The organism is Xanthomonas sp. SHU 166, assembly GCF_000364685.1.
In the GTDB taxonomy this organism is placed as follows: domain Bacteria; phylum Pseudomonadota; class Gammaproteobacteria; order Xanthomonadales; family Xanthomonadaceae; genus Xanthomonas_A; species Xanthomonas_A sontii.
Genome location: NZ_AQOJ01000278.1, coordinates 1 through 19,459, shown reverse-complemented (window position 1 = coordinate 19,459; position 19,459 = coordinate 1). Strand labels below are relative to the sequence as shown.

At 66.3% G+C, this 19,459-nt stretch carries 17 protein-coding genes; 3 read left to right on the top strand and 14 right to left on the bottom strand.

The window, feature by feature from the left end:
• Nucleotides 1–344: 344 nt before the first annotated feature.
• The gene (locus tag D180_RS08860) at nucleotides 345–1,508 is read right to left on the bottom strand and encodes a putative acyl-CoA thioester hydrolase (RefSeq protein ID WP_017912515.1); all 1,164 of its coding nucleotides are present in this window, start codon (nucleotides 1,506–1,508) and stop codon (nucleotides 345–347) included.
• 599 nt (nucleotides 1,509–2,107) lie between these two features.
• Between D180_RS08860 and D180_RS23865 the strand changes: the two genes are divergently transcribed.
• Nucleotides 2,108–2,728 carry a hypothetical protein gene (locus D180_RS23865; protein ID WP_198526530.1) on the top strand — a complete coding sequence of 207 codons (621 nt, stop codon included), beginning with the start codon at nucleotides 2,108–2,110 and terminating at the stop codon, nucleotides 2,726–2,728.
• Nucleotides 2,729–3,164: 436 nt separating this feature from the next.
• Here D180_RS23865 and D180_RS08850 read toward each other — a convergent pair whose 3' ends face one another.
• Genes D180_RS08850 through yidD form a run of 3 tightly spaced genes read right to left on the bottom strand, consistent with a single transcriptional unit; the run spans nucleotide 3,165 to nucleotide 5,634 of the window.
• Nucleotides 3,165–4,028 carry a M23 family metallopeptidase gene (locus tag D180_RS08850; protein WP_017912513.1) on the bottom strand — a complete coding sequence of 288 codons (864 nt, stop codon included), beginning with the start codon at nucleotides 4,026–4,028 and terminating at the stop codon, nucleotides 3,165–3,167.
• The gene (locus D180_RS08845) at nucleotides 4,028–5,362 is read right to left on the bottom strand and encodes a dihydroorotase (protein ID WP_017912512.1); all 1,335 of its coding nucleotides are present in this window, start codon (nucleotides 5,360–5,362) and stop codon (nucleotides 4,028–4,030) included. The genes D180_RS08850 and D180_RS08845 overlap by 1 nt, the downstream gene beginning before the upstream one ends.
• Nucleotides 5,362–5,634, bottom strand: a complete 273-nt coding sequence (gene yidD / locus D180_RS08840) for a membrane protein insertion efficiency factor YidD (RefSeq protein WP_026144024.1) — start codon at nucleotides 5,632–5,634, stop codon at nucleotides 5,362–5,364. Before yidD ends, D180_RS08845 begins: the two co-directional genes overlap by 1 nt.
• Nucleotides 5,635–5,748: 114 nt before the next feature.
• On the opposite strand from yidD, the gene dksA reads away from it, so the two are divergent.
• Nucleotides 5,749–6,879: an RNA polymerase-binding protein DksA gene (gene dksA, locus D180_RS22950; protein ID WP_081616450.1), complete on the top strand. Its 1,131-nt coding sequence runs from the start codon at nucleotides 5,749–5,751 to the stop codon at nucleotides 6,877–6,879.
• A 253-nt stretch (nucleotides 6,880–7,132) separates the two neighbouring features.
• Here dksA and D180_RS08825 read toward each other — a convergent pair whose 3' ends face one another.
• The 9 genes from D180_RS08825 to D180_RS08785 form a co-directional block, all read right to left on the bottom strand.
• On the bottom strand, nucleotides 7,133–7,807 hold the full coding sequence (locus D180_RS08825) for a hypothetical protein (RefSeq protein WP_026144025.1): 675 nt from the start codon (nucleotides 7,805–7,807) through the stop codon (nucleotides 7,133–7,135).
• Between the two features lie 69 nt (nucleotides 7,808–7,876).
• Nucleotides 7,877–8,704 (bottom strand): hypothetical protein, encoded by an 828-nt coding sequence (locus D180_RS08820; RefSeq protein WP_043090682.1) that lies wholly within the window; start codon nucleotides 8,702–8,704, stop codon nucleotides 7,877–7,879.
• A gap of 328 nt (nucleotides 8,705–9,032) precedes the next feature.
• Nucleotides 9,033–9,389 (bottom strand): hypothetical protein, encoded by a 357-nt coding sequence (locus D180_RS08815; RefSeq protein WP_017917679.1) that lies wholly within the window; start codon nucleotides 9,387–9,389, stop codon nucleotides 9,033–9,035.
• 100 nt (nucleotides 9,390–9,489) lie between these two features.
• On the bottom strand, nucleotides 9,490–10,338 hold the full coding sequence (locus tag D180_RS24500; RefSeq protein ID WP_051064796.1) for a hypothetical protein: 849 nt from the start codon (nucleotides 10,336–10,338) through the stop codon (nucleotides 9,490–9,492).
• Between the two features lie 111 nt (nucleotides 10,339–10,449).
• A complete protein-coding gene (locus tag D180_RS08805) occupies nucleotides 10,450–12,258 on the bottom strand; it encodes a PQQ-binding-like beta-propeller repeat protein (RefSeq protein WP_226977841.1) in 1,809 nt (602 codons plus the stop codon).
• Nucleotides 12,158–13,036, bottom strand: a complete 879-nt coding sequence (locus tag D180_RS08800) for a hypothetical protein (protein ID WP_232760405.1) — start codon at nucleotides 13,034–13,036, stop codon at nucleotides 12,158–12,160. The genes D180_RS08805 and D180_RS08800 overlap by 101 nt, the downstream gene beginning before the upstream one ends.
• A 49-nt stretch (nucleotides 13,037–13,085) precedes the next feature.
• Entirely contained in the window at nucleotides 13,086–13,661 is a 576-nt protein-coding gene (locus D180_RS08795) for a hypothetical protein (protein WP_017912507.1), read from the bottom strand.
• Between the two features lie 74 nt (nucleotides 13,662–13,735).
• Nucleotides 13,736–15,928, bottom strand: coding sequence for a peptidase domain-containing ABC transporter (locus D180_RS08790; RefSeq protein ID WP_017912506.1), 2,193 nt, complete (start codon nucleotides 15,926–15,928; stop codon nucleotides 13,736–13,738).
• Complete coding sequence (locus tag D180_RS08785) at nucleotides 15,925–17,199, bottom strand: HlyD family efflux transporter periplasmic adaptor subunit (protein ID WP_043090681.1); 1,275 nt, start codon at nucleotides 17,197–17,199, stop codon at nucleotides 15,925–15,927. The genes D180_RS08790 and D180_RS08785 overlap by 4 nt, the downstream gene beginning before the upstream one ends.
• A gap of 386 nt (nucleotides 17,200–17,585) precedes the next feature.
• Between D180_RS08785 and D180_RS08780 the strand changes: the two genes are divergently transcribed.
• On the top strand, nucleotides 17,586–18,698 hold the full coding sequence (locus D180_RS08780; RefSeq protein WP_017912504.1) for an alpha/beta hydrolase: 1,113 nt from the start codon (nucleotides 17,586–17,588) through the stop codon (nucleotides 18,696–18,698).
• Nucleotides 18,699–18,822: 124 nt separating this feature from the next.
• On the opposite strand, the gene D180_RS08775 is transcribed toward D180_RS08780, so the two are convergent.
• The coding region (locus tag D180_RS08775) for an MFS transporter (protein ID WP_017912503.1) at nucleotides 18,823–19,459 on the bottom strand (637 nt) is incomplete at its 5' end.

Sequence of the window (19,459 nt, the reverse complement as noted above, 5' to 3'; positions counted from 1 at the left end):
CGCGCCGCGTGCGCGGGCCGCGTCCGCGGCGCATCCTGTCGGCGCTGGCGCGTGCGCGGATGGTGCAGCAGGCGGCCGCCATGCCCAGGCCGCCGGGACAGATGGCGACGCTGTGGCGCGCCTGGTGGGCCGGGCTGGGCTAGAGCGACCAACACTCTTCGACGACGTCGGGTTGGCCTGCCAAGCCCAACCCGAAGGGCCGCGTTGCGCGCGCGCGTCGCGGTGTCATCGCTCAGATCTGGACGGACGTCCACGTCCTCGCGCGTCCTCGCAACAGGTACGCGCAACCGCGACGCGGCATGCGCGGGCAGGACGACACGCCCCACCCGCACCGCCGCCTGGCTTCAGGGCGCGCTGCCGGCGCCGCTGTTGGCGTACTCGTAGAAGCGATTGGCCGAGGTGCTGCAGTTGCTGCTGCAGTAAGGACGGCCGATGGTCGAGGCGTTCCATGGCGCGCTCTTGCGGATGTGCCCGCCCAGCGTCGAGTCGCGGATCACCACCTTGCCGTTGGGCGAGGTGCCGTCGACGTAGTTGGACAGGCTGCCCACGCTCTCGTCCCAGGCCCGGCCCAGCCACACCGTGCCGCTGCCCGGATTGCCGACCGCATCGAAGGTGCTGCCGATCGCCAGGAAGCCGTAGCTGCTGCCCGGGCGGGTGCTGGGCGCGAAGATCACCCCGCCATCGTTGGCGCCGCGGCGCGCGGCGGTGTAGCGGATGGTGCTGCCGGCGAACACCGCCACGCCCGAGCCGAAGATGAAGTCGGTGTCGCCCTCGATGGTGCCGCCCTTGAAATAGGCGCGGATCACTGTGTTGGCGCTGCCGGCGCTGACCAGCAGGGTGTCCTGGTTGCCGGTCAGCACCACGTTCTCCAGCACTGCCTTGTCGCCGCGCAACGCCAGCGCCACCGCCGACTGGTTGCTGCCGCTGTAGGTGCCCTCGACATAGCTGTTGACGATCGCCAGGTTGCGCGCCTGGAACTGCGCCGCGCGCACGGTCACGGTGCCGCTGTCGGAGGTGCCGACGGTGCTGCTGGCGGCGTTGCTGGCGCAGGGGTGGGTGGCGCTACCGGTGGGTTTCGGGGTGGAGTTGGCGTTGCCGAAACGGATCGTGGTGCTGGCCGGGCTGCCGCCAAGGCCGAACAGCGTGAGCGGCGGCGCCGCCGCAGGCACGCACACCACTTCGGTGTAGGTGCCCGGCGCCACGCTGATGTAGCGGCGCATGCTGCCGCCGGCGGCGACCGCGGCGTCCACCGCGGCCTGCACGGTGCGGTAGCGGGTGCTGCCGTCGGCGGCCACTGCGTAGTCGGCCTGCAGCAGCGCGACGCCGGCGCTCGGATCCCAGTTGTCCGTGACCAGCGCGCCGATCGGTCCGGCCTGGGCCAGGTGGCGGGCGACGGTCTGGTTGGCCGCCTCGCTGCTGGTCAGTTGCGGGCGCGACGCAGTGCCGGTCAGGGCCGGGGCATCGGTGACGACCCCGGCCGCCAGCGCCAGCGTCGCCAAGCTCTTCATCCATAGCACATTAGTCATGACGATAGGATCCCCTGGGTTTATAGGTGAAGCCGCTCACAACGGGTATGACACCGGTATCAATTTTCTGCACGGCGGCGCCCATGGCGATGCTGCGGAGCTATCCTAGACAGCGATTGGTCGTCTGTGACGCCTTAGAGTACGCGCAGTTATCGATCTGTGGGTCTCCATCACGATCGGTGTGCTGGCCGAGTTTGATTCGAAGGCAAGGCAAGTTGGGCAGGGCGGAACCCTGTTGGTATGTCTTCGGATATGCGCTGTATTGCCTTTCTGCGCGAGCAAACGACCTATGGCTCCAAAAGGGGCAATTCGACTGCCGAGGCGACCGGCATGCGGTTCGTTGCAACCAGCCACATGATGCAATCTGTGGGAAGCTACATGCCTAAAGCTTCGTTCCGACTGCTGCTTGAATGTTGCCTGGATGTGATGCGCGTCTAATCAAATAGCGCTCCGCATCGGTGCGCGTTTCTGGTCGATGTTGCATCGCGCTGAACTTCGATGGGGATTTTATGCGGTTAAAGCTTGAAACAAAGAAAATAAAGGATTTAAACAGGGCGGAGATTCTCGGTTACTGCGATTTCATGAAGAAGTACGACTTGAGGCGGTCAAGGAAAGATATATTGCAGTCTTTGCGAAAATTGGAGAAAGTTGTCATAGGGCGGGATAAGGGTGGGGCTATTGTCGCTATTGGAACCCTGGTCATCAAGCGGCTGGAGGTGAATGGCAAGAGCTGTGTTGTAATTATTCCAGGCACGGTGTTCGATCCAGTGGCTCGTGGTTGCGACTTGATACGAAAATATACGATCTACAATTACTTTATTGAAAAAGCAAAGAGTCCTTTTTCAAGTGTGGTGTTTTGCGCCGTATTCGGAAATTGGCGTGGCTACAGGTCTTTCGTCGGAAGGTTGAGGAATGCTTGGCCAAGCCCTTTTGTGACGACGCCTCCTGACATGAAAGCTCTGATGAGCGCGATCTTTTCCGAGGTTTACAAGGAAAAATGGGATGCCGATAGCTGTACTGTCAGGAATCTTGGCGTGATCCTGCGCGAGGCGATCGATTTCATACCAGATGCCGAGAGGGATCCTTATGCCTTGGAGTTCAGGAGATTGAATCCTGGGTATCCGCAAGGGGACGGGCTTGCGACCATGTGCGTCGTTGGAATCCTCGATTTGCTTGGGCGTAAGAGGAAGTCCCTTCGCTGATCGGGTATGGCGGTGTGCTTGGTTTGAATGGTTGCTCAGGGTTGGTCGTGTGCTGTGCAGGTGGGCCTCGTGACTTAGGATGCTCCGGTTCGGGAGCGTTCCTTATCCGTCGTTGTTGATGAGGTCATAGGAATCTATCGCGGAGCGACGGCAAGCCCTGACTAGCTCGCGTTTCGCTGCTTTTGCGCGCGTTTCAGCATCAAGCAAGGGATCGATGCTTGCGTCGAACCGCGCCAGGCGAACGCATCGGCCACCCAGATGATGAACGCGCCGCCGCGCGTCAGTGAACCTGACACGCCAGCGCTTCAAGGCTGCTTTGTCCGCTCCAGCACCAACAACGGATCGATGCGCACATCGAACCGCGCCAAACGAATGTGTCGGCGACCCGGATGAGGAACGCGCCGCCGCGCGCCAACGCACCTGACCCACCAGCCCTTTACTGCTGCTTTGTCCGCTCCAGTACCAACAGTGGATCGATGCGCACATCGAACCAATTCATCCCCCAATGCAGATGCGGCCCGGTCGCACGACCCGTGGCACCCACTGCGCCGATCACCTGGCCCTGGGCGATGCGGTCGCCGACTTTGACGTCGATCCGCGACAGGTGCAGGAAGTTGGAGCTGACGCCATAGCCGTGATCCAGCAGCACGGTGCCGCCGGTGAGGTACAGGTCGGGGGCCGCGAAGGTGATTACGCCGGCGGCCGGGGCCTTGACCGGGGTGCCGGTGGGCACGGCGATGTCCATGCCCGAATGCCCGGCGCCGGGCTGGCCGTTGTAGACCCGGGCGTTGCCGAAGCGGCCGCTGATGCGGCCCTGCACCGGCCAGATGAAGGGTGCGGCGAAATCGGTGCGCGGGTCGTCGCGGTCGCGTGCGGCAGTGACCTGGGCCTGTTCGCGCTTGATCCGCTCGGCGATCGCCGGCGGCGGGTTCACCGTCTTCGGCGGCACCCCGTTGACCTGTTCCAGCGGCCAGTCGCGCGGCGTCACCGCGATCTCGACCGTCTCAGTGCCGCCATCCGGGCGCTGCACCGCGATGCGCAGCGGACCGCGCTCGTCGCGGCCGATGCCGAACACCACGCTGCCGTAGTCGCTGACCCGCAGGGTGCGTCCGGCGTACTGCACGCGGCTGCCGGGCGCGACCTTGCCGACCACCAGCGCGCCCTGCGAGGCGCTGCGCGGGAACACGCTGCGCGCCTCGGCGCCGGCCGCGGCCGGCGTCTGTGCGTGCAGCGCAGGGGCGAGCGGTGCAGTCAGCAGGACCAGCGCCAATGTGGCGCCGGACACCAGGGCGCCGCGCATCAGCGGTCGAACGCCAGGCGCTGCCCGTTGGGGGTGCCGACCAGGCGGGTGCCGTCCCAGGCCAGCACGCCGTTGACCCAGGTCGCGGCGATCCTGGAGCGGAAGCTGCGGCCTTCGAACGGCGACCAGCCGCACTTGGACAGCACGTCCTCGCGGCGCACGGTGAACGCGGTGTCGTCGATCAGTACCAGGTCGGCGTGGTAGCCCTCGCGCAGGAAGCCGCGTTCGTGCACGTCGAACAGCAGCGCCGGCGCGTGCGCGAACTTGTGCACCACCTGGGCCACGCTGAGCCGGCCTTCATGAACCAGTTCCAGCGCCGCGACCAGCGCGTACTGCACCAGCGGCAGGCCCGACGGCGCCTGCGCGTACGGCTTGCTCTTCTCTTCCCAGGTGTGCGGGGCGTGGTCGGTGGCGAGCACATCGATCACGTCCTCGGCGATCGCGCGGATCAGCGCCTCGCGGTCGCTGGCGTCCTTGATCGCCGGGTTGCACTTGATCAGGTTGCCGAGCGTGGCGTAGTCGGCGCGGTCGAAGCGCAGGAAGTGGATGCAGGTCTCGGCGGTGATGCGCTTGCCCTGGATCGGGCCGGGCGTGAACAGTGCCAGCTCGTCGGCGGTGGAGATGTGCAGCACGTGCAGGCGGGTGCCGTGCTTCTTCGCCAGCGACACCGCCAGCTGCGATGACTTCAGGCAGGCCTCGCGCGAGCGGATGTCCGGGTGCATGTCCGGGGTCAGCGCCTCGCCGTACTTTTCCTTGAACGCGGCCAGGGTCGCGTCGATGGTCGGGGTGTCTTCGCAGTGGGTGATGATCGGCGTCGGCGCGTCGCGGAAGATCGCGTCCAGGGTCTGCGGGTTGTCGACCAGCATGTTGCCGGTGGAGGCGCCCATGAACACCTTGATGCCGGGCGCGGTCTTCGGGTCCAGGGTCTGGATCGCGGCCAGGTTGTCGTTGCTGGCGCCCAGGTAGAAGCCGTAGTTGCCCCAGGCGCGGCCGCGCGCGGCGTCGTACTTGGCCTGCAGCGCGGCGGCGTCGAGCGTGGGCGGGTTGGTGTTGGGCATGTCCATGAAGCTGGTCAGGCCGCCGGCCACCGCCGCGGCCGATTCGGTGGCGATGTCGCCCTTGTGGGTCAGGCCGGGTTCGCGGAAGTGCACCTGGTCGTCGATCATGCCGGGCAGCAGCCAGCGCCCGGCGGCATCGACCACGGTCTCGCCCTCGCGCGCGGCCAGCTGCGGGGCGATCGCGGCGATGCGGCCGTCGGCGATGCGCAGGTCGCCCTGGGTTTCGCGGCCTTCGTTGACCAGCCGCGCGTTGACGATCAGTGTGGAAGCGGACATCAGTGTTTTCCTTGGCAGCGGCAGGGTGGCGGCGCCGTGGGGTCGGGCACCGGGTCGAACCCGCCAGGATGGAAGGGGTGGCAGCGGCCGACGCGGCGGGCGGCCATCCAGCCGCCGCGCAATGCGCCGAAACGGGCGATGGCGGTCACCGCATACGCCGAGCAACTGGGCACGAAACGACAGCGCGGTCCCAGCAGCGGGCTGATGAAGCGCTGGTACAGGCGCAGCAGGGCGATGAGAGCGCGGGCGATCACATCACCATGATATGCCACTGTGCTGGACTAGGCGGGTCGCTCGGCGTATACGCCGCGTTGTTGCCGCGGGGGGTAGGGTAGGCTATAAAGGCCCGCTTTCCCGGGCCCCGGGAAGACCAAGGAAGAGCGTTCGTGGCTGCTAAAAAACCTGCAAAGAAGGCGGTCCAGGCCGCCAAGAAGCCTGCCAAGCCCGTCGCCAAGAAAGCGACGGTGTCCGCCGCCAGCAAACCACTGAAGAAAGCCGCGCCTGCGAAATCGGCAGCCAAGGCCGCGCCGGCCAAATCGGCCAGCAAAGCCGTGGCCAAGAAGCCGGCGGCCAAGCCGGTCGCTGCGGCGCCGGCCAAGTCCGCTCCTGCCAAGAAGGCCCCGGCCAAGAAGGCGCCTGCCAAGCCGGTCGCCCCGGCCAAGGCCGCCGTCAAGCCAGCGCCCGCCGCCAAGCCGGCAGCGAAGACGCCAGCGGCCAAGCCTGTGGCCAAGACCGCGGCCGCTCCCGCCAAATCCAAACCGGCCACCGCCTCTGCCGCACCTGCGGTGACCACCTCCGTACCGAAGTCGGCGCCCAAGCCGGCTGCGGCCAAGCCTGTCCCGGTCAAGCCCGCCGCGCCTGCCGCAGCACCGGCCTCCAAGCCCGTTGCCGCCAAGTCCGCCGCGCCGTCGACCCCGCCACAAAAGAATCCCGTGTCCGTTTCGAAATCCTCCGCGAAAACCCCCACCAAGTCCGAATCCACCCCGAAGGCGCCGGTCGCCAAGCCCACCGGCAAGGTCGCCGTGGCCGTGACCGCCAAGTCGAATACGCCGGCCAAGCCGGCCAAGTACAAGGTGGTCGAGTACAAGACCGACGAGGCCACAGGTCGCCCGATCCTGCCCAAGGGCTACAAGCCGGCGGCGGACGAGGAGTACATGAGCGCGCTGCAGCAGGAGTACTTCCGCCAGCGCCTGCTCACCTGGCGCGCCGATCTGGTCGAGGAATCCAAGCAGACCATCGAGAACCTGCGCGACGAGGTCCGCGACATCGGCGACGAGGCCGAGCGCGCCACCCGCGAAACCGAGAACTCGCTGGAACTGCGTACCCGCGACCGCTACCGCAAGCTGATCGGCAAGATCGACAGCACCCTCAAGCGTCTGGACGCCGGCGACTACGGCTACTGCGTGGACACGGGCGAGGAAATCGGCCTGGAGCGCCTGGAAGCGCGTCTGACCGCCGAGCGCACCATCGACGCGCAGGAGCGTTGGGAACATCTGCAGAAGCAGCAGGGCGACTGAGCGATCACCGCCTTCAATGCGTCAAGGCAAGGCCCCGCTCACGCGGGGCTTTGCGTTTTGGTCACCTCATCGCCGGTCTAGGCAGTTCGTCTGTCGGCGATGCCGCACGCCGCGGAGGCGATGCCGCCTCCCCAAATCGGCCCCGCGGCATCGACGTGATGCTCGGCCATGGGCCGATCCTGCTGCTGGGCCACCTGCGGCTGTGCGGGTGATGCGTCGAGGTGGCTGTCCCTCAGCATGGGCGGCGGCGCCTTCAGCGCACCCCGTTGACCAGAGCGCTTTTCGCGTCCTTGACGAGATCCAGGCCGAGCGGACTGAAGTTGTAAAGGTCCTCCTTGGTGGCTGCGATGTTCAGCCCGACGATGGCCGAGGTGTCCGGATCCACATCCACGGCCAGCGGCATGGCGGCGAACTGCACATAGTCTCGGCTGGCGTTCCATTGCGCATTGCCACCGATCGCCTGGAGGAGGCGATCGATGTGGGTGCCGACCGGCTGGCCGAGCAGGTCGAAGGGCAGGGGAACTTTCAGATCGGCGAAGGCGATTAGGTTGATGACACGGTCATTACGGAAGCGTAAGGCCAGCTGACTGTAGACGAGCGTGCCAACCGGACGCGGATGCCGAGCCAGTTGCGCTTTGAAATCGCGCGGGTACAGGTACATCACGCTGAGCGTGTCCGGATGCTCGGCATCGTCGCGGGTGATGTCAGGCTGGCCGAGTAAGGCCAGGACCTGTTGCTTGTGCATGCCAAGCGCGACCGGGCCGATGTGCGTGCATGGAGCGGGTAGGGTGGACGCATTACTGGAGGCAGCGAAGGCCTGGTGGAGCCCGCGGGTACAGGCAGCGGCGTCGTTGCCGGTGGCGTTGGCCTGTGCGACGGCCATGCCGAATACAAGGATGCCGAACAGCGAAAAGGAGCGGTGTGGCATGGGGCATCTCCGGTGGTGGATCGCGCGTGGGCGAGGCCGGGAGCGCTCCCGGCCCCGCCCAAGGATGAATTAGTGGTTGTTGGGATCCCAGCCTTCGCGGTGCCCGTAGGCGGTGATGAACGCGTTGCGCTGGTCGCTGTTCAACGATGACCACTGATCGGACGGATTCAGGCCCGAATTGGTGGTGATCGTGGTGATCATCTCCGAGGTCGGATTTTCGCTCGGCGGCGACCAGCTGGTGATGAGGTCACTCAGCGTGGCGGTGCCACCGGCGTTGTTGTTGAGGCGGTCCATGTTGGCCGCCGCGGCGTCCAGACCGGCTTGCGGGCTGGAGAAGATCGCAAAGCCGCGGTCGTCGCCGAGCGTGCCGTGATTGTCCGCGAACGTGCCGGAGCGGATGTCGAGCGGGTTGTTGTCGCGGTTGGGATGGGTGCCGGTGACATCATGCGTGGTGCCATCGGCCGCGGTATAGGTCACCGTGGTGCCGCTGGCCGACGCGGACGTCGCGGGCTTGTCGTTGCTGCCGGCACCGTCGCCATCGCTGCCATCACCGTCGCCACCGTCGCCGTCTCCGTCGCCACCATCACCGTCGCCACCGTCGCCTTCACCGCCTTCGCCTCCCTCGCCACCTTCTCCTCCCTCACCGCCTTCGCCTCCTTCACCGCCCTCGCCACCGCCCTCCGATTCGACCGGTGCGATTTCGTCGCTGATGGCCATCTGGGCCGTCGCAGTCTTGTGCATCGCCATGTGGTGATGGTGATGGGTCTTGGCTTTGGCGTGGTGGGTTTTCTTGTGCGCCTTGGCGTGGTGAATCGAACTGGACAACGGATGCGCGCCGATGGATGTGCGCGTGCCGCCTGCAACCATATCGATTTCGATGATATCGAGCGTTCTCATGTTGATCCTTGAACAGAGGTGCGGGAAAAGCGCCGTTCCCGCTTCGGCTGATCCGTTGCGCGCGGCGTGGCCGACGATCGGATCGGTTCATGCTGCGTGCGGCACGTCCCAGGGCGCGGGCAGGGCGTAGGCCCGGTCTTGCGCGTGGGGAGGCGTTCGAACGCAAGAAACGTGGAGCATGCGGCTGCGCCAGGCGACAAGGACGACGCCGCCATGTCGCACGCTGCGCCGCGCGTGGGCTGCAACACCAGGGCGAACCGCGGGAGCGGGCACCGTGCGGTTCCCCGCACTGCGTCCTGCAGCAATGGCGTCAGCGCCTATCCGGCGGCTACATCTGCTGGGTGGTCGTCGCCCCCTCGCTGGAGCACACCAAGGCCAGCTCCAGGCGGCGGACCGTCCAATGCGACGGGGTATCCATCGTCCCGGTCGCATGGACGTGATAGGACGGGCAGTCGGCATCCTCCTCCGGGTTGTTCTTGATGTCGCAGTTGCCTTCGATCAGGAAGGCGTTGCTCCCTTCGGCGCCGGTGCGAACAAATTTCAGCGCAGGACAGTCCGCGAACAGCCTCGACAGGACGATGTCGTTCTTCAGCACATAGGCGATCGCCTGTTCTCCGCCTGCGTGAGACGAGGCTTGCTTCGCCTGCGACGATCCTTGCACGGCGACGGCGAGCGCCAGGGTCATGCAGATGCGCGGTAACCAGAAAGACTTCATACGCAGAGCTCCGATGGGCGATTGTCTCCCGGGCTGGCGTGCGCCGGCCCGGGAGAGGGTGGGGTGCGTGTTACTTGAAGACGCTGATGTGGACGTGGGTGGTGTCGCCGGTCTCGCGGCTGGCGGCGGTCCAGTCCGCGGTGGGACTGGAGCGGATGAAATTGCCCGCAGGGCCTTCCACGTAGCTCACGTTGGGATTGGCCATCGCCGCATTCTCCAGCGCCTGGGCGTTCTGGAGGCCTTCGCCGCTCGTCCCGACATGGACGTCGTTGATGATGTTGATGTCGACGGCGTTGCCCGTGTAGTGGGCGGAATTGGGGTTGTGGCTGCCGTTGGTCGTGGCCGAGATATCGATGCTGTCGACGCTCTGGTCGCCGTCGAGCACCGAGCCCAGGGTCGAGGCCATTTTGGAGGTGACCGGGTTGTTGCTGCTCGAGCCGTCCTGGGTGTTCTGGTAAGTGATCGAGACCGTCCTGCCATCGGACGTCGTATGGCTGCTGCCTATGCTGGTATCGGCCGGGCCGTTGCCGTCGGCATCGTCGCCGTCGTCGTAACCGCCGCTGCCATCGCCTTCGCCGCCTTCGCCTCCCTCACCACCTTCACCGCCTTCACCGCCTTCACCGCCTTCGCCTCCCTCGCCACCTTCACCTCCCTCGCCACCTTCACCGCCTTCCCCTCCCTCTCCGCCTTCGCCGCCCTCACCGCCTTCACCGATCGGTTCGACCTCTTCCATCCGTGCCATCTGCATGGTCGCGGACTTGTGCATCGCGGCGTGGTGGTGATGGATCCTGGCCTTGGCGAGGTGGGTCTTGTTGTGCGCCTTGGCATGGTGGATCGAACTGGACAGCGGGTGTGCGCCGATCGATGTGCGCGTCCCGCCTGCGATCAGGTCGATTTCGATGATATCGAGTGTTCTCATGGTGATCCTCGAACAGGTATGCGGGGAAGAGGCCGTCCTCGCTTCGGCTGATCCGCGTACGCGACGAAGGCGCCGCATGCGTGGACCGATCCCGTTCACGCGTGCCGCACGTCAGGATGCGGCGAGGGCGGGGCACGCGGACTGCGCGTGCACGTCGCTCAGGCGCTCAAAGGCATAGAGATGGTTCATGTAGGTGGACACGTAGATGCGCCGTTCGTCAGGCGAGATCGCGACACCGTTGGTCACTGCGTCGGGCAACTGCAGCACGCCCACGGTTTCGAGCGTGTCGATGTCGATCTCGACGACGCGGCCGCCGTTGCTGCCGACGATCACCCGGTTGCCGATCCGCTTGGGCGAGGCGTACACGCGCGAGCGCAGGTTGATCTTCTTGATCAGTTGCATCGTGTCGATGTTGATCACGTACAGATGGCGGTCGCCCGAGCCACAGAACAGCTTGTTGCCGGCGAACAGCGGCGTGGTGTAGCAGATTTCGTCTGTCTGCCACTCGCCACGCTTTTCGCCGGTGGCGACATCCAGCACGTAGATGGACTTGTCGAACGAGGCGAAGGCGGTCAGCCCGCGACGTTCGTCCACCGCCGGCGCGTACTTCACCGAGCGCCGCGTCTTGAAGCGCCAGGCGATGCGTCCTGTCCTGGCGTCGAGCGCGAGCGTCTCATGGTCCGCGCTGCCCCAGATCACCAGGTCGCCGCCTTCCCAGTAACCGGGCGATCCGTGCTGCAGCTTCTGCACCTGGTGCTCCCAGATCTTTTCGCCGGTGTCCATCGCATAGGCGGCGAGGCTGCCCTGCGCCCATGGGCGGACATATTCGATGCCCACGTACATCAGCTTGTGGCGCGGCACCAGCAGCGGCGAAGCCCCGACCCAGTCGCCGTCCGGATGTGTCCAGATCTCCTCGCCGCTGGCCGCATTGAGGCAGTAGACGGTGCCGTTGTACGCGCCGAAGTACAGGCGTCCGTCATGGTAGGCGGGGCAAGACCAGATGCCCTTCTTGGTGTACGCCGCACCGGTCACCGGGTATTCCCAGACCAACCCGCCGGTCTCGGCGGAGAACGCCTGCATCTTGGCGGCGTCGCAGCCGCGGTAGATCATGTCGCCGACCAGCAGCGGCGCGGACTTGGGGACCACGTGGAAGGCGAAGCCTCCCGGCGTCGCCGTCCGCCACAGTTCGCGATACGCCTGGGTGGGCGGCGGCGCGCTTTGTTCCGGCGGCAGGTCGAAGTCCTTGAGGGTGAACAGCGTTTGCACCGAGATCGCATGCGTCTTGCGCCACTGCATGCCGGCCTTGGACAGGAAATCGACCACCACGAACACCTCGTCGAGCGCGTGTCCGGCCGCCGCAATCACCGCGCGCGCCTTCTCGGCGCTGTTGCCGGAATTGAGCGAGTCGTCGACCAGCACGATGGGCAGATCGAGCACATCGCCCTCGATGGCGTTGCCCATCCCCGTGGTCTTGCGATCCTTGCGAATGATGAAGCCGTTGACCGGGCCGCGTTCTTTGGGGGCGGTCAACAGCAGCGCGGTGAGCAGCGGGATTGCCGCGGTTTCCAGGCCGCCGAGCTGGAAGGGTGGGCGCGCGGCGTTGCGCTCCCAGAACGCTGCGGCGATCTGCTCAAGCGCAGCGCGTCGCATGAACACCCGGCGCAGATCGAACAGCCAGAGGTAGGAGCCACCCTTCTTGGTGATGAGGGGGATGTTCTCGGCGCTGGTGTGCAGGCCGACGGTCTGGATCAGGTCCCGAAGCGATTGCATGGTCATCGTGCAGCCCTGCTGGGAATGGGAGGATGTGGGTGATGGCGGATCAGGGAGACGCCGGAGCGTCGACCGAGCCGAGATAGCGCTCCACGGCCGGTCCCCAGATCGTGGAACCTCCGTGGCCGAAGAACAGGTGGTGACCGTCATCGCCGAAGGCGGCCGGCGTCACCAGGACGGCATGGCCGCCTGCCTCGGTGAAGGCGCGATGCAGCGACGCGGCGAGTTCAGGCCCGAAGAAGCTGTCGTTGGCCGTGTAGATCCACAACATCGGCGTGGTGGCCTGTTGGCCGAACGTGGTGGCTGCCGCGATCAGCCTGTCAGGATGGCAGTTGCTGTTGGGCCGGTCGTGGAAGTGGCCGCCGCGCCCGCCGGCCATGTTGACGAATGCGCCGACGTTGGGATGCGGCAGGGTCTCGTACGCCAACGTGCCCCAGCCGCCCGCCGACTGGCCGACCACGACGGCGCCGGTCGGGCTGTAGTCGGGCAGCGCGGTCAGGACGTCCACGATGCGTTTGAGCTGGCGTGCGGTTTCCAAGCCGGCCTTGACGTAGTCGGCGCGGTCGCAGCCGTCATAGCCCTCGCTCCAGGGACCGCCGGTGGCGCCGTAGCCGAGGCGCAGGACCAATGCCACGGCGTAGTGGCGTCGCAGGAACCAGCGCGCCGATTCGCCATCGCAGGTTTCCAGCGTCATGCCGGGTCGATCGGATGCCTTGGCCGGTGAGCCGTGTGCGATGACCACGACGCGCGGGCGGCGGACACCGACAGGGCGGCACAGCCGTCCCTGCAAGGTCCAGGGATGTCCGTCCGGATCGGCGATGGGGATCTGCAACGGTTCACCAAGATCGGCACGCGTGCCGCCGAAACCGCTCGCCGAGGCGATGCAGGGCGCCATGGCGCATGACAGCAGTGCGGTCGTGGTCAACATGCAGCGCAGGCAGGCAGACGACATGGTGGATGTTCCCGGTGGGTCGGTATCAGCGCCGGACACGCCGCATATGGAAGGTAATGGTCGAGCACAGCGTCGGGCACTCCCGCGCCGGGGCACGCGAGGCACGGGTGACGGCGCCGTCGAACAACACCAGCCGACCAGGGCGCGGGCGGATCGAGATGCACTCGCGCGCAGTGTCGTAGAACACGGTTTCACCCGCCCAGTCGTCTTTCCATTCGGCGCTGGCATAGAGCAAGGCGACACGCTCCTGATCCGACGGCTTGGCGTAGTGATGCGCCACGCCGTCCTGTCCATGCGTGTGGCCGGTCACGTAGGCGCGGACCAGGCCGTAGTCCTGCGCGAGGTTGTCCTTGATCTGCGTCCAGACCTCGTGGAGCGCCTCCATGCCCGGGGTCGCCGCGAGGACGTCGTCGTGGATCGCACGCTCGTGCGCTTTGCGGCTGCCGCACAGATGGATATGCCAGGACGGCGCTGCGTCGCCGAGCAATCCTGGATAGAGGCCGTAGGACCAGCCGCCGCGACCGCGCAGCAGTTCCGGCAGATGCTGGACTTCGACGAAATTGTTGACGACTTGCAGGGACGACGCTTCCGACGCTGACACGATGGCGACCTCACGTTGGCGATACGGGATGGGACCAGGCGGCGCGACGAGCTGGCTGTCGCGCCGGCGGCGAGCTAGGAGGTGACGGGGACGGCTGGCGCATGCGCCGCAGGCTGGCGCGTGCGGACTGCTCCTTCGTGCAATTCGATGACGCGATCGGCATGCGCGATCGTTTCGGGGCGGTGCGCAATGACGATGCGCGTGATGTTCAGGGCCTTGATCGCCTGGTTGAGCTGGCGCTCCAGCGCGAGATCGAGATGGCTGGTCGCCTCGTCGAGCACCAGGATGTGCGGGCGCCGGTACAGTGCGCGCGCCAGGAACAGGCGTTGTTGCTGGCCGCCGGAGAGCGAGGATCCCATGTCGCCGACCAGGCTGTGGTAGCCCATCGGCATGGCCATGACGTCCTCGTGTATGCCGGCCAGGCAGGCGGCCTCCTCGATGTCCTGCGGCGTGGCGAGTACGTCGAACATGCTGATGTTCTCGGCGATCGAACCGGTGAACAGATGGTCGTCCTGCATCACGCTGCCGGTGATCGCGCGGTAGCGGGACTTGCCGAGCCGGCGCAGATCGAGGCCACCGATCTCGATCGCGCCCTGTTGCGGATCGAGCAGGCCGAGCAGTACTCTCACCAGGGTGCTCTTGCCGCACCCGGATGGGCCGACGATGGCGACCGATTCGCCTGCCTGCACCGCAAAACTGCACTCGCGCAGGATCCAGGGCTCGCCTTCGGCATAGCGGAAGCTGACCTTGTTGAAGGCGATGCTGGGCTGCGGCAGCGGACCCGCGTGCTCGCTGGTGGCGTGGGCCTCGGGTGGCGTCAGTACGATGTCGGCCAGTCTTTCGGCCTGCAGACGCAGCATGCGCAGTTCGATCGCATAGTCGACCAGGCTGGCGACGCGGCTGCTGAACTGGTCTCCGTAGGCCACGAAGGCGGTCAACATGCCGACGGTGAACTGGCCTTTCAATCCCAGCCAAGCACCCAGCCAGAGCACGCCCAGGCGCTGCGCGCCTGCCGCCAGGTTCTGCAATGCGGTGAACAGCATGTCCAGGCGTTGCACGGCGATGGACGTGTTCAGCGTGTCGGTCGCAGCGTTGAGGTAGCGCGCGGTCTGCTCGGCCTCCTGGTTGTTCAGGCGGATCGTCTGCACGCCGCGGACCGCCTCCAGGAATCGGCTGTGCTGCTTGGCGGTGACGGTGATCTGGCTGAGGTTGGCCTCGCGGTAGACGCGGAAGTACAGCAGCCGAAGTGCCGCATACACGGCGACCGCACCGAGGACGATGGCCGACAGCAATGGGCTGTAGACGAACAGCACGACCAGGGTGACGCTGGCGAGCAGCCCGTCGAGCAGGATCTCGACGAAGCGGGTGGTGAGCGTCTGCTGGATCGTGTCGATCGCACCGAAGCGGGACACGATGTCGCCGAGATGGCGCGTGCCGAAGTAGGACTGCGGCAGACGCATCAGATGCTGGAACACATTACCGGTCCAGCCGAGGTTGAAGTGCGTGCTGAGCCACATCACGGTCCAGCTGCGCAAGGCCGAGACGAGTGTTTCGAGCACGATCAGCAGTGCGAAGCTCAGGCCGAGGAACGTGAGCAGGTCGTGGTCGCCATCGGCGATCACCTGATCCACCACAAGTTGCATGAACAAGGGCGCCAGGAGCGCGAAGACTTCCAGGACCAGGGCCAGCCCGAAGATCTGCGCCAGTCCGCGGCCCAGGCCCTGCACCGAGCCGGCGAGCGCGCGCAGCGACACCGGCGGCGTCTCGCGCTGGCGCTGAAAGGTCGGCCCTCTGGAAAACTCGATTGCCACGCCGGTGAAGTGCCTGCCGACGTCGCTCATGCTCAAGTTGCGCACGCCGACCGCGGGGTCGTGTACGACGATCCCGTGCTTGCCGACGCTGCGCAGCACCACGAAGTGATCCATGTCCCAGTGCAGCACGCAGGGCGTCTGTAACTGACCGAGCTCTTCCAGGTCCAGCCGAAGTGGCCGGCATTGCAGCCCAAGCGCATGCGCGATCTCGATCAGGCGTCGCGCGGTCATGCCCTTCAGCGACAGACTGAAGCGGCGTCGCAGCGCGGGCAGATCGGTATGGTGTCCGTGATAGCCGGCGATCATCGCGATGCAGGCCAGGCCGCACTCTGCGGCTTCGGCCTGCAGCACGTTTGGCAGCACGCGTGTGCGCCAGAAGCGCAGGCGTCCGGCGTGGCCGCCCTGCGCGCTCGCGGTCTGTGCCGGCGCGCTGTGCTCAATGGGGGCCGGGCTCACGCGCCGCTGCTCCAGCGGTGACCCATGCCGTACAGCGGCTCGAAGATCCATTCGACGATCCGGCGCCGGTCCAGCAACATGTCCGCATCCAGCGCCATGCCCGGGCGCAGGGGTTCCTTGCGTCCGTACGCCTCGACGTTCTGGTCCGCCAGGTCCACGCGGGCCAGGTACAGGGGGTCGGAGGAGGGCGGATTGCCGCCGCCAAGCAGCAAGGTGACTTCGCCGGGCGTCAGTGCGCTGCGCGAAACGCTGCTCACCACGCCGTGGTGCAGGCCGAACTTCTGGTAAGGGAACGCCTGGTAGTGCAGGGTGACCTGGATGCCCGGATGGACGAAGCCGACGGCCTGGCTGGGAACCAGGATCTGCGCCTGCAGGGCCGAGCCGTCGGGGACGATGGCCAGCAGCGGTTGGCCCAGAGCGACCGAGGCGCCGGGTTTGACCAGCAGGGTGGAGACCGTGCCGCTGGCCGGTGCGCGCAGCTCGCTGGCGCGTGCCGCTTCGTTCTGTGCCAGTGTCTGCTCGACTTGGGCCAGCTGCCGGCGCAAGTCGTTGAGCTTTGCAGACACCGCCAGCGGCAGTTGATTGAGTTGGTCGTTGAGCACGCTCAGTTGCTGCTGCGTACTGGCGCGCTGCTGCTGCAGTGAACGCAACTGCGACTCGTCGGCGAGCAGCGCCGATTGCTCCTGCTCGACCTGCAACGCCGGGATGTAGCCACCGGCGACCAGGCCCGACCACTTGTCCACCAGCTCCTGCACCAACTGCATCTGTTTTTTCTCGATGGCGATCTGCGCATCGATTTGAACCAGTTGCTCCTTCAGCGCGGATTGCTGCGTGCGGTTGTCCTCTGCCTGCTTTTCCTGCAACTGCTGGGTATCGCCGATGTCCTGGCGCAGGCTGCCGGCCTGGCGTTGCAACTGCGCGCTGACGCTCGCCGCCGTGTTGCCGAGTGCCTTGCTGGTGTGCTCGCCCGACAGCGAGACCAGGACCTGTCCGCTCGCGACCCGATCGCCTTCGGCGACGCCGACGTGATCGATCACGCCGAGCGTATTGGCGGTCAGGCTGATCAAGCCCGCGCGCGGAACCAGGAGTCCGGTGACATGGACGCGCTGGGTGTAATGGCCAAAGAAGAGCCACAGCACAATGGCGGCGGCCATGCCGAGGGCGACGAAGGTCCAGGCCCGGGTCGAAAGCGGCGTTGCCAGTCGTACCGTCCCCAGCCATGCCTGGCTCCGGGCGTCCACTGCCTCGTCACGAAAAAGCGAATGTTCCATTCGGCTGATTCCATCCGTGTTTCATATAGGAGCCGCGCGTTCGATGCGCGTCCATTCCGAAAATTGGGTTGAAACTTAATTCGTGGGAGATAATTTCGGCGGCTTCTTTCGTCTTCCTTTCTGTGTTTGCGTGCTTTCCATCTTGTCTACAAAATGCGTTTTACCGGTGCCAGGTGGTGGAAAAATAAGCAATGAAATTCAGTCGCTTGTCATCGGGATTTCAGTGCCGTGCGTGGCTTTTGAAAGGCTTTAAATGAGCCTGTCATGACGGTGTCGCATAATGGCGACTGTGGTATATCGCCATGTCGACGCCGACAATAAATGTCACTGCTTGAAAATTATTTCCATTATGTATCCTCGCTCAGTTCGATAACGGAGCGTCGCGCTTGAACGGTCATGCCGACGTGGCCGGATCGGGTGCGCGCAAACCCCGTCGTCGCTGGCGCTGGCCGATCCTGATCGCCCTGTCACTGCTGGCGGTCGTTGCGCTGGGGCCGCGGGTCAGCGTGGCCTTGCCGCAGGTGGCGGCGCCGGCGGTGCCGCAGGATCCGCTGGCGCTGCAGGCCTGGATCGATGCGCGCGAACGTGCCACGCCGGGGCTGCGCCCGGACAACCAGGCGCGGATCGTCTGGGCCGATCCGGCGCATCCCGGGCGCCGCGCGTGCGCCATGGTCTATCTGCATGGCTTCACCGCCAGCCAGGGCGAGGGCGCGCCCACCCACGTGCAGCTGGCGCGCAGCTTCGGCTGCAATCTGTATCTGCCGCGCCTGCCCGGGCACGGCCTGGTCGCGGCCGATGCGCTGCGCGGCGTCGATGCCGGCCGCCTGCTCGCAGGTGCGGCCGAGGCGCTGGCGGTGACCCGGGTGCTGGGCGACCGGGTGGTGGTGATCGGCAATTCGATGGGCGGTGCGCTGGCGACGCAGGCGGTGGCGGCGAATCCGCGCCAGGTGCAGGCGCTGGTGCTGTGGTCGCCGCTGGTGCGCGAGTACCGCGATCAGCTGCAGCCGATGTTGTGGCCGTGGGGCGCGCAGTTGCTGGCGTGGACGCACAACGGTGGCGATCCGATCCTGCGCTATCCGGTCGACAGTGCCTACTGGGCCGACGCCACGCACCTGGACGGCTACCGCGCGCTGGCGGCGCTGACCCGCGGCGGCATGCGGCCGGCGACCTATGCGCGGATCCATGTGCCGGTGTTCCTGGGCTACTACTATCGCGATCCGCAGCACCAGGACCGCACGGTGTCGGTGGCGGCGCTGCAGGCGATGTTCAAGCAGTTGGGAACGCCACCGGCCTTGCGTCAGGCAGTGGACTTTCCTGGGGCGGACAATCACGTGCTGGCCTCGCCGATCCGCTCGCACGCCGTGCCGGCGGTGTTCGCCGCCACCTGCCGGTTCCTGGCGGGGCAGGGCGGCCTGGTGCAGCCGGCCGGCGTGCCGGATTGCGCGCATGCCTGGGCCGACGACGAGGCGCAGGCGCGCGCGGCGACCGCCGCGCGCTGAGCGCGGCCGTTTGCGGCGAATGGAAGGATGACTGGCGCGGTGCGCACGCGCCGGCGCCAGGATGCGTGATGCACGACCGGGCCGGGCTGTCTCGCGTCCGACCCACGCGCGCCGTCAGCCAGGCCTATTGCAGGTCGCGCAGATCCAGGTTGCGCAGCTTGGGCGCTTTCCAGCTGGTGACGCCGACCACGCCCAGGGTCACGCAGCCGCCAAGTACCACGGCGGGCACCAACCCGATCAGCCGCGCCATGACACCGTCGTAGAACGCGCCCAGTTCGTTCGACGAGCCGATGAAGATGCCGTTGATCGAGGAGACGCGGCCGCGCATCGCGTCCGGCGTGGCCAACTGCAGGATGGTCGAACGCACGATCACCGAGACACCGTCGCACATGCCGTAGGCGAGCAGGATCGCCGCCGACAGCCAGAAGTGCCGCGACAGGCCGAAGGCGATGGTGCACAGGCCGAAGCCGGCCACCGCCAGCAGCAGCACGCGCCCGGCATTGCGCTGCAGCGGGTGCCGTGCCAGCCACACGCCGACCAGGATCGAACCCAGCGCCGGCGCCCCGCGCAGGATACCCAGGCCCTCGGGGCCGTAGTGCAGGATGTCGTGGATGAACGCCGGCAGCATCGACACCGCGCCGCCCAGCAGCACCGAGAACATGTCCAGGGCCATCGCGCCGAGCATGATCTGGTTGGAGAACACGAACTGCGCGCCTTCGGCGATGCTGCGGAAGATCGGTGCGCGCGGGCCTTCGTGCACC

Excerpts from the sequence above, each read along its gene's own strand:
- D180_RS08860 (WP_017912515.1), bottom strand. The coding sequence starts at position 1,508 with ATGAAGAGCTTGGCGACGCTGGCGCTGGCGGCCGGGGTCGTCACCGAT.
- D180_RS23865 (WP_198526530.1), top strand. The coding sequence starts at position 2,108 with ATGAAGAAGTACGACTTGAGGCGGTCAAGGAAAGATATATTGCAGTCT.
- D180_RS08850 (WP_017912513.1), bottom strand. The coding sequence starts at position 4,028 with ATGCGCGGCGCCCTGGTGTCCGGCGCCACATTGGCGCTGGTCCTGCTG.
- D180_RS08845 (WP_017912512.1), bottom strand. The coding sequence starts at position 5,362 with ATGTCCGCTTCCACACTGATCGTCAACGCGCGGCTGGTCAACGAAGGC.
- D180_RS08825 (WP_026144025.1), bottom strand. The coding sequence starts at position 7,807 with ATGCCACACCGCTCCTTTTCGCTGTTCGGCATCCTTGTATTCGGCATG.
- D180_RS08820 (WP_043090682.1), bottom strand. The coding sequence starts at position 8,704 with ATGAGAACGCTCGATATCATCGAAATCGATATGGTTGCAGGCGGCACG.
- D180_RS08815 (WP_017917679.1), bottom strand. The coding sequence starts at position 9,389 with ATGACCCTGGCGCTCGCCGTCGCCGTGCAAGGATCGTCGCAGGCGAAG.
- D180_RS24500 (WP_051064796.1), bottom strand. The coding sequence starts at position 10,338 with ATGAGAACACTCGATATCATCGAAATCGACCTGATCGCAGGCGGGACG.
- D180_RS08805 (WP_226977841.1), bottom strand. The coding sequence starts at position 12,258 with ATGACGGTCACCACCTGTTCTTCGGCCACGGAGGTTCCACGATCTGGG.
- D180_RS08800 (WP_232760405.1), bottom strand. The coding sequence starts at position 13,036 with ATGTTGACCACGACCGCACTGCTGTCATGCGCCATGGCGCCCTGCATC.
- D180_RS08785 (WP_043090681.1), bottom strand. The coding sequence starts at position 17,199 with ATGGAACATTCGCTTTTTCGTGACGAGGCAGTGGACGCCCGGAGCCAG.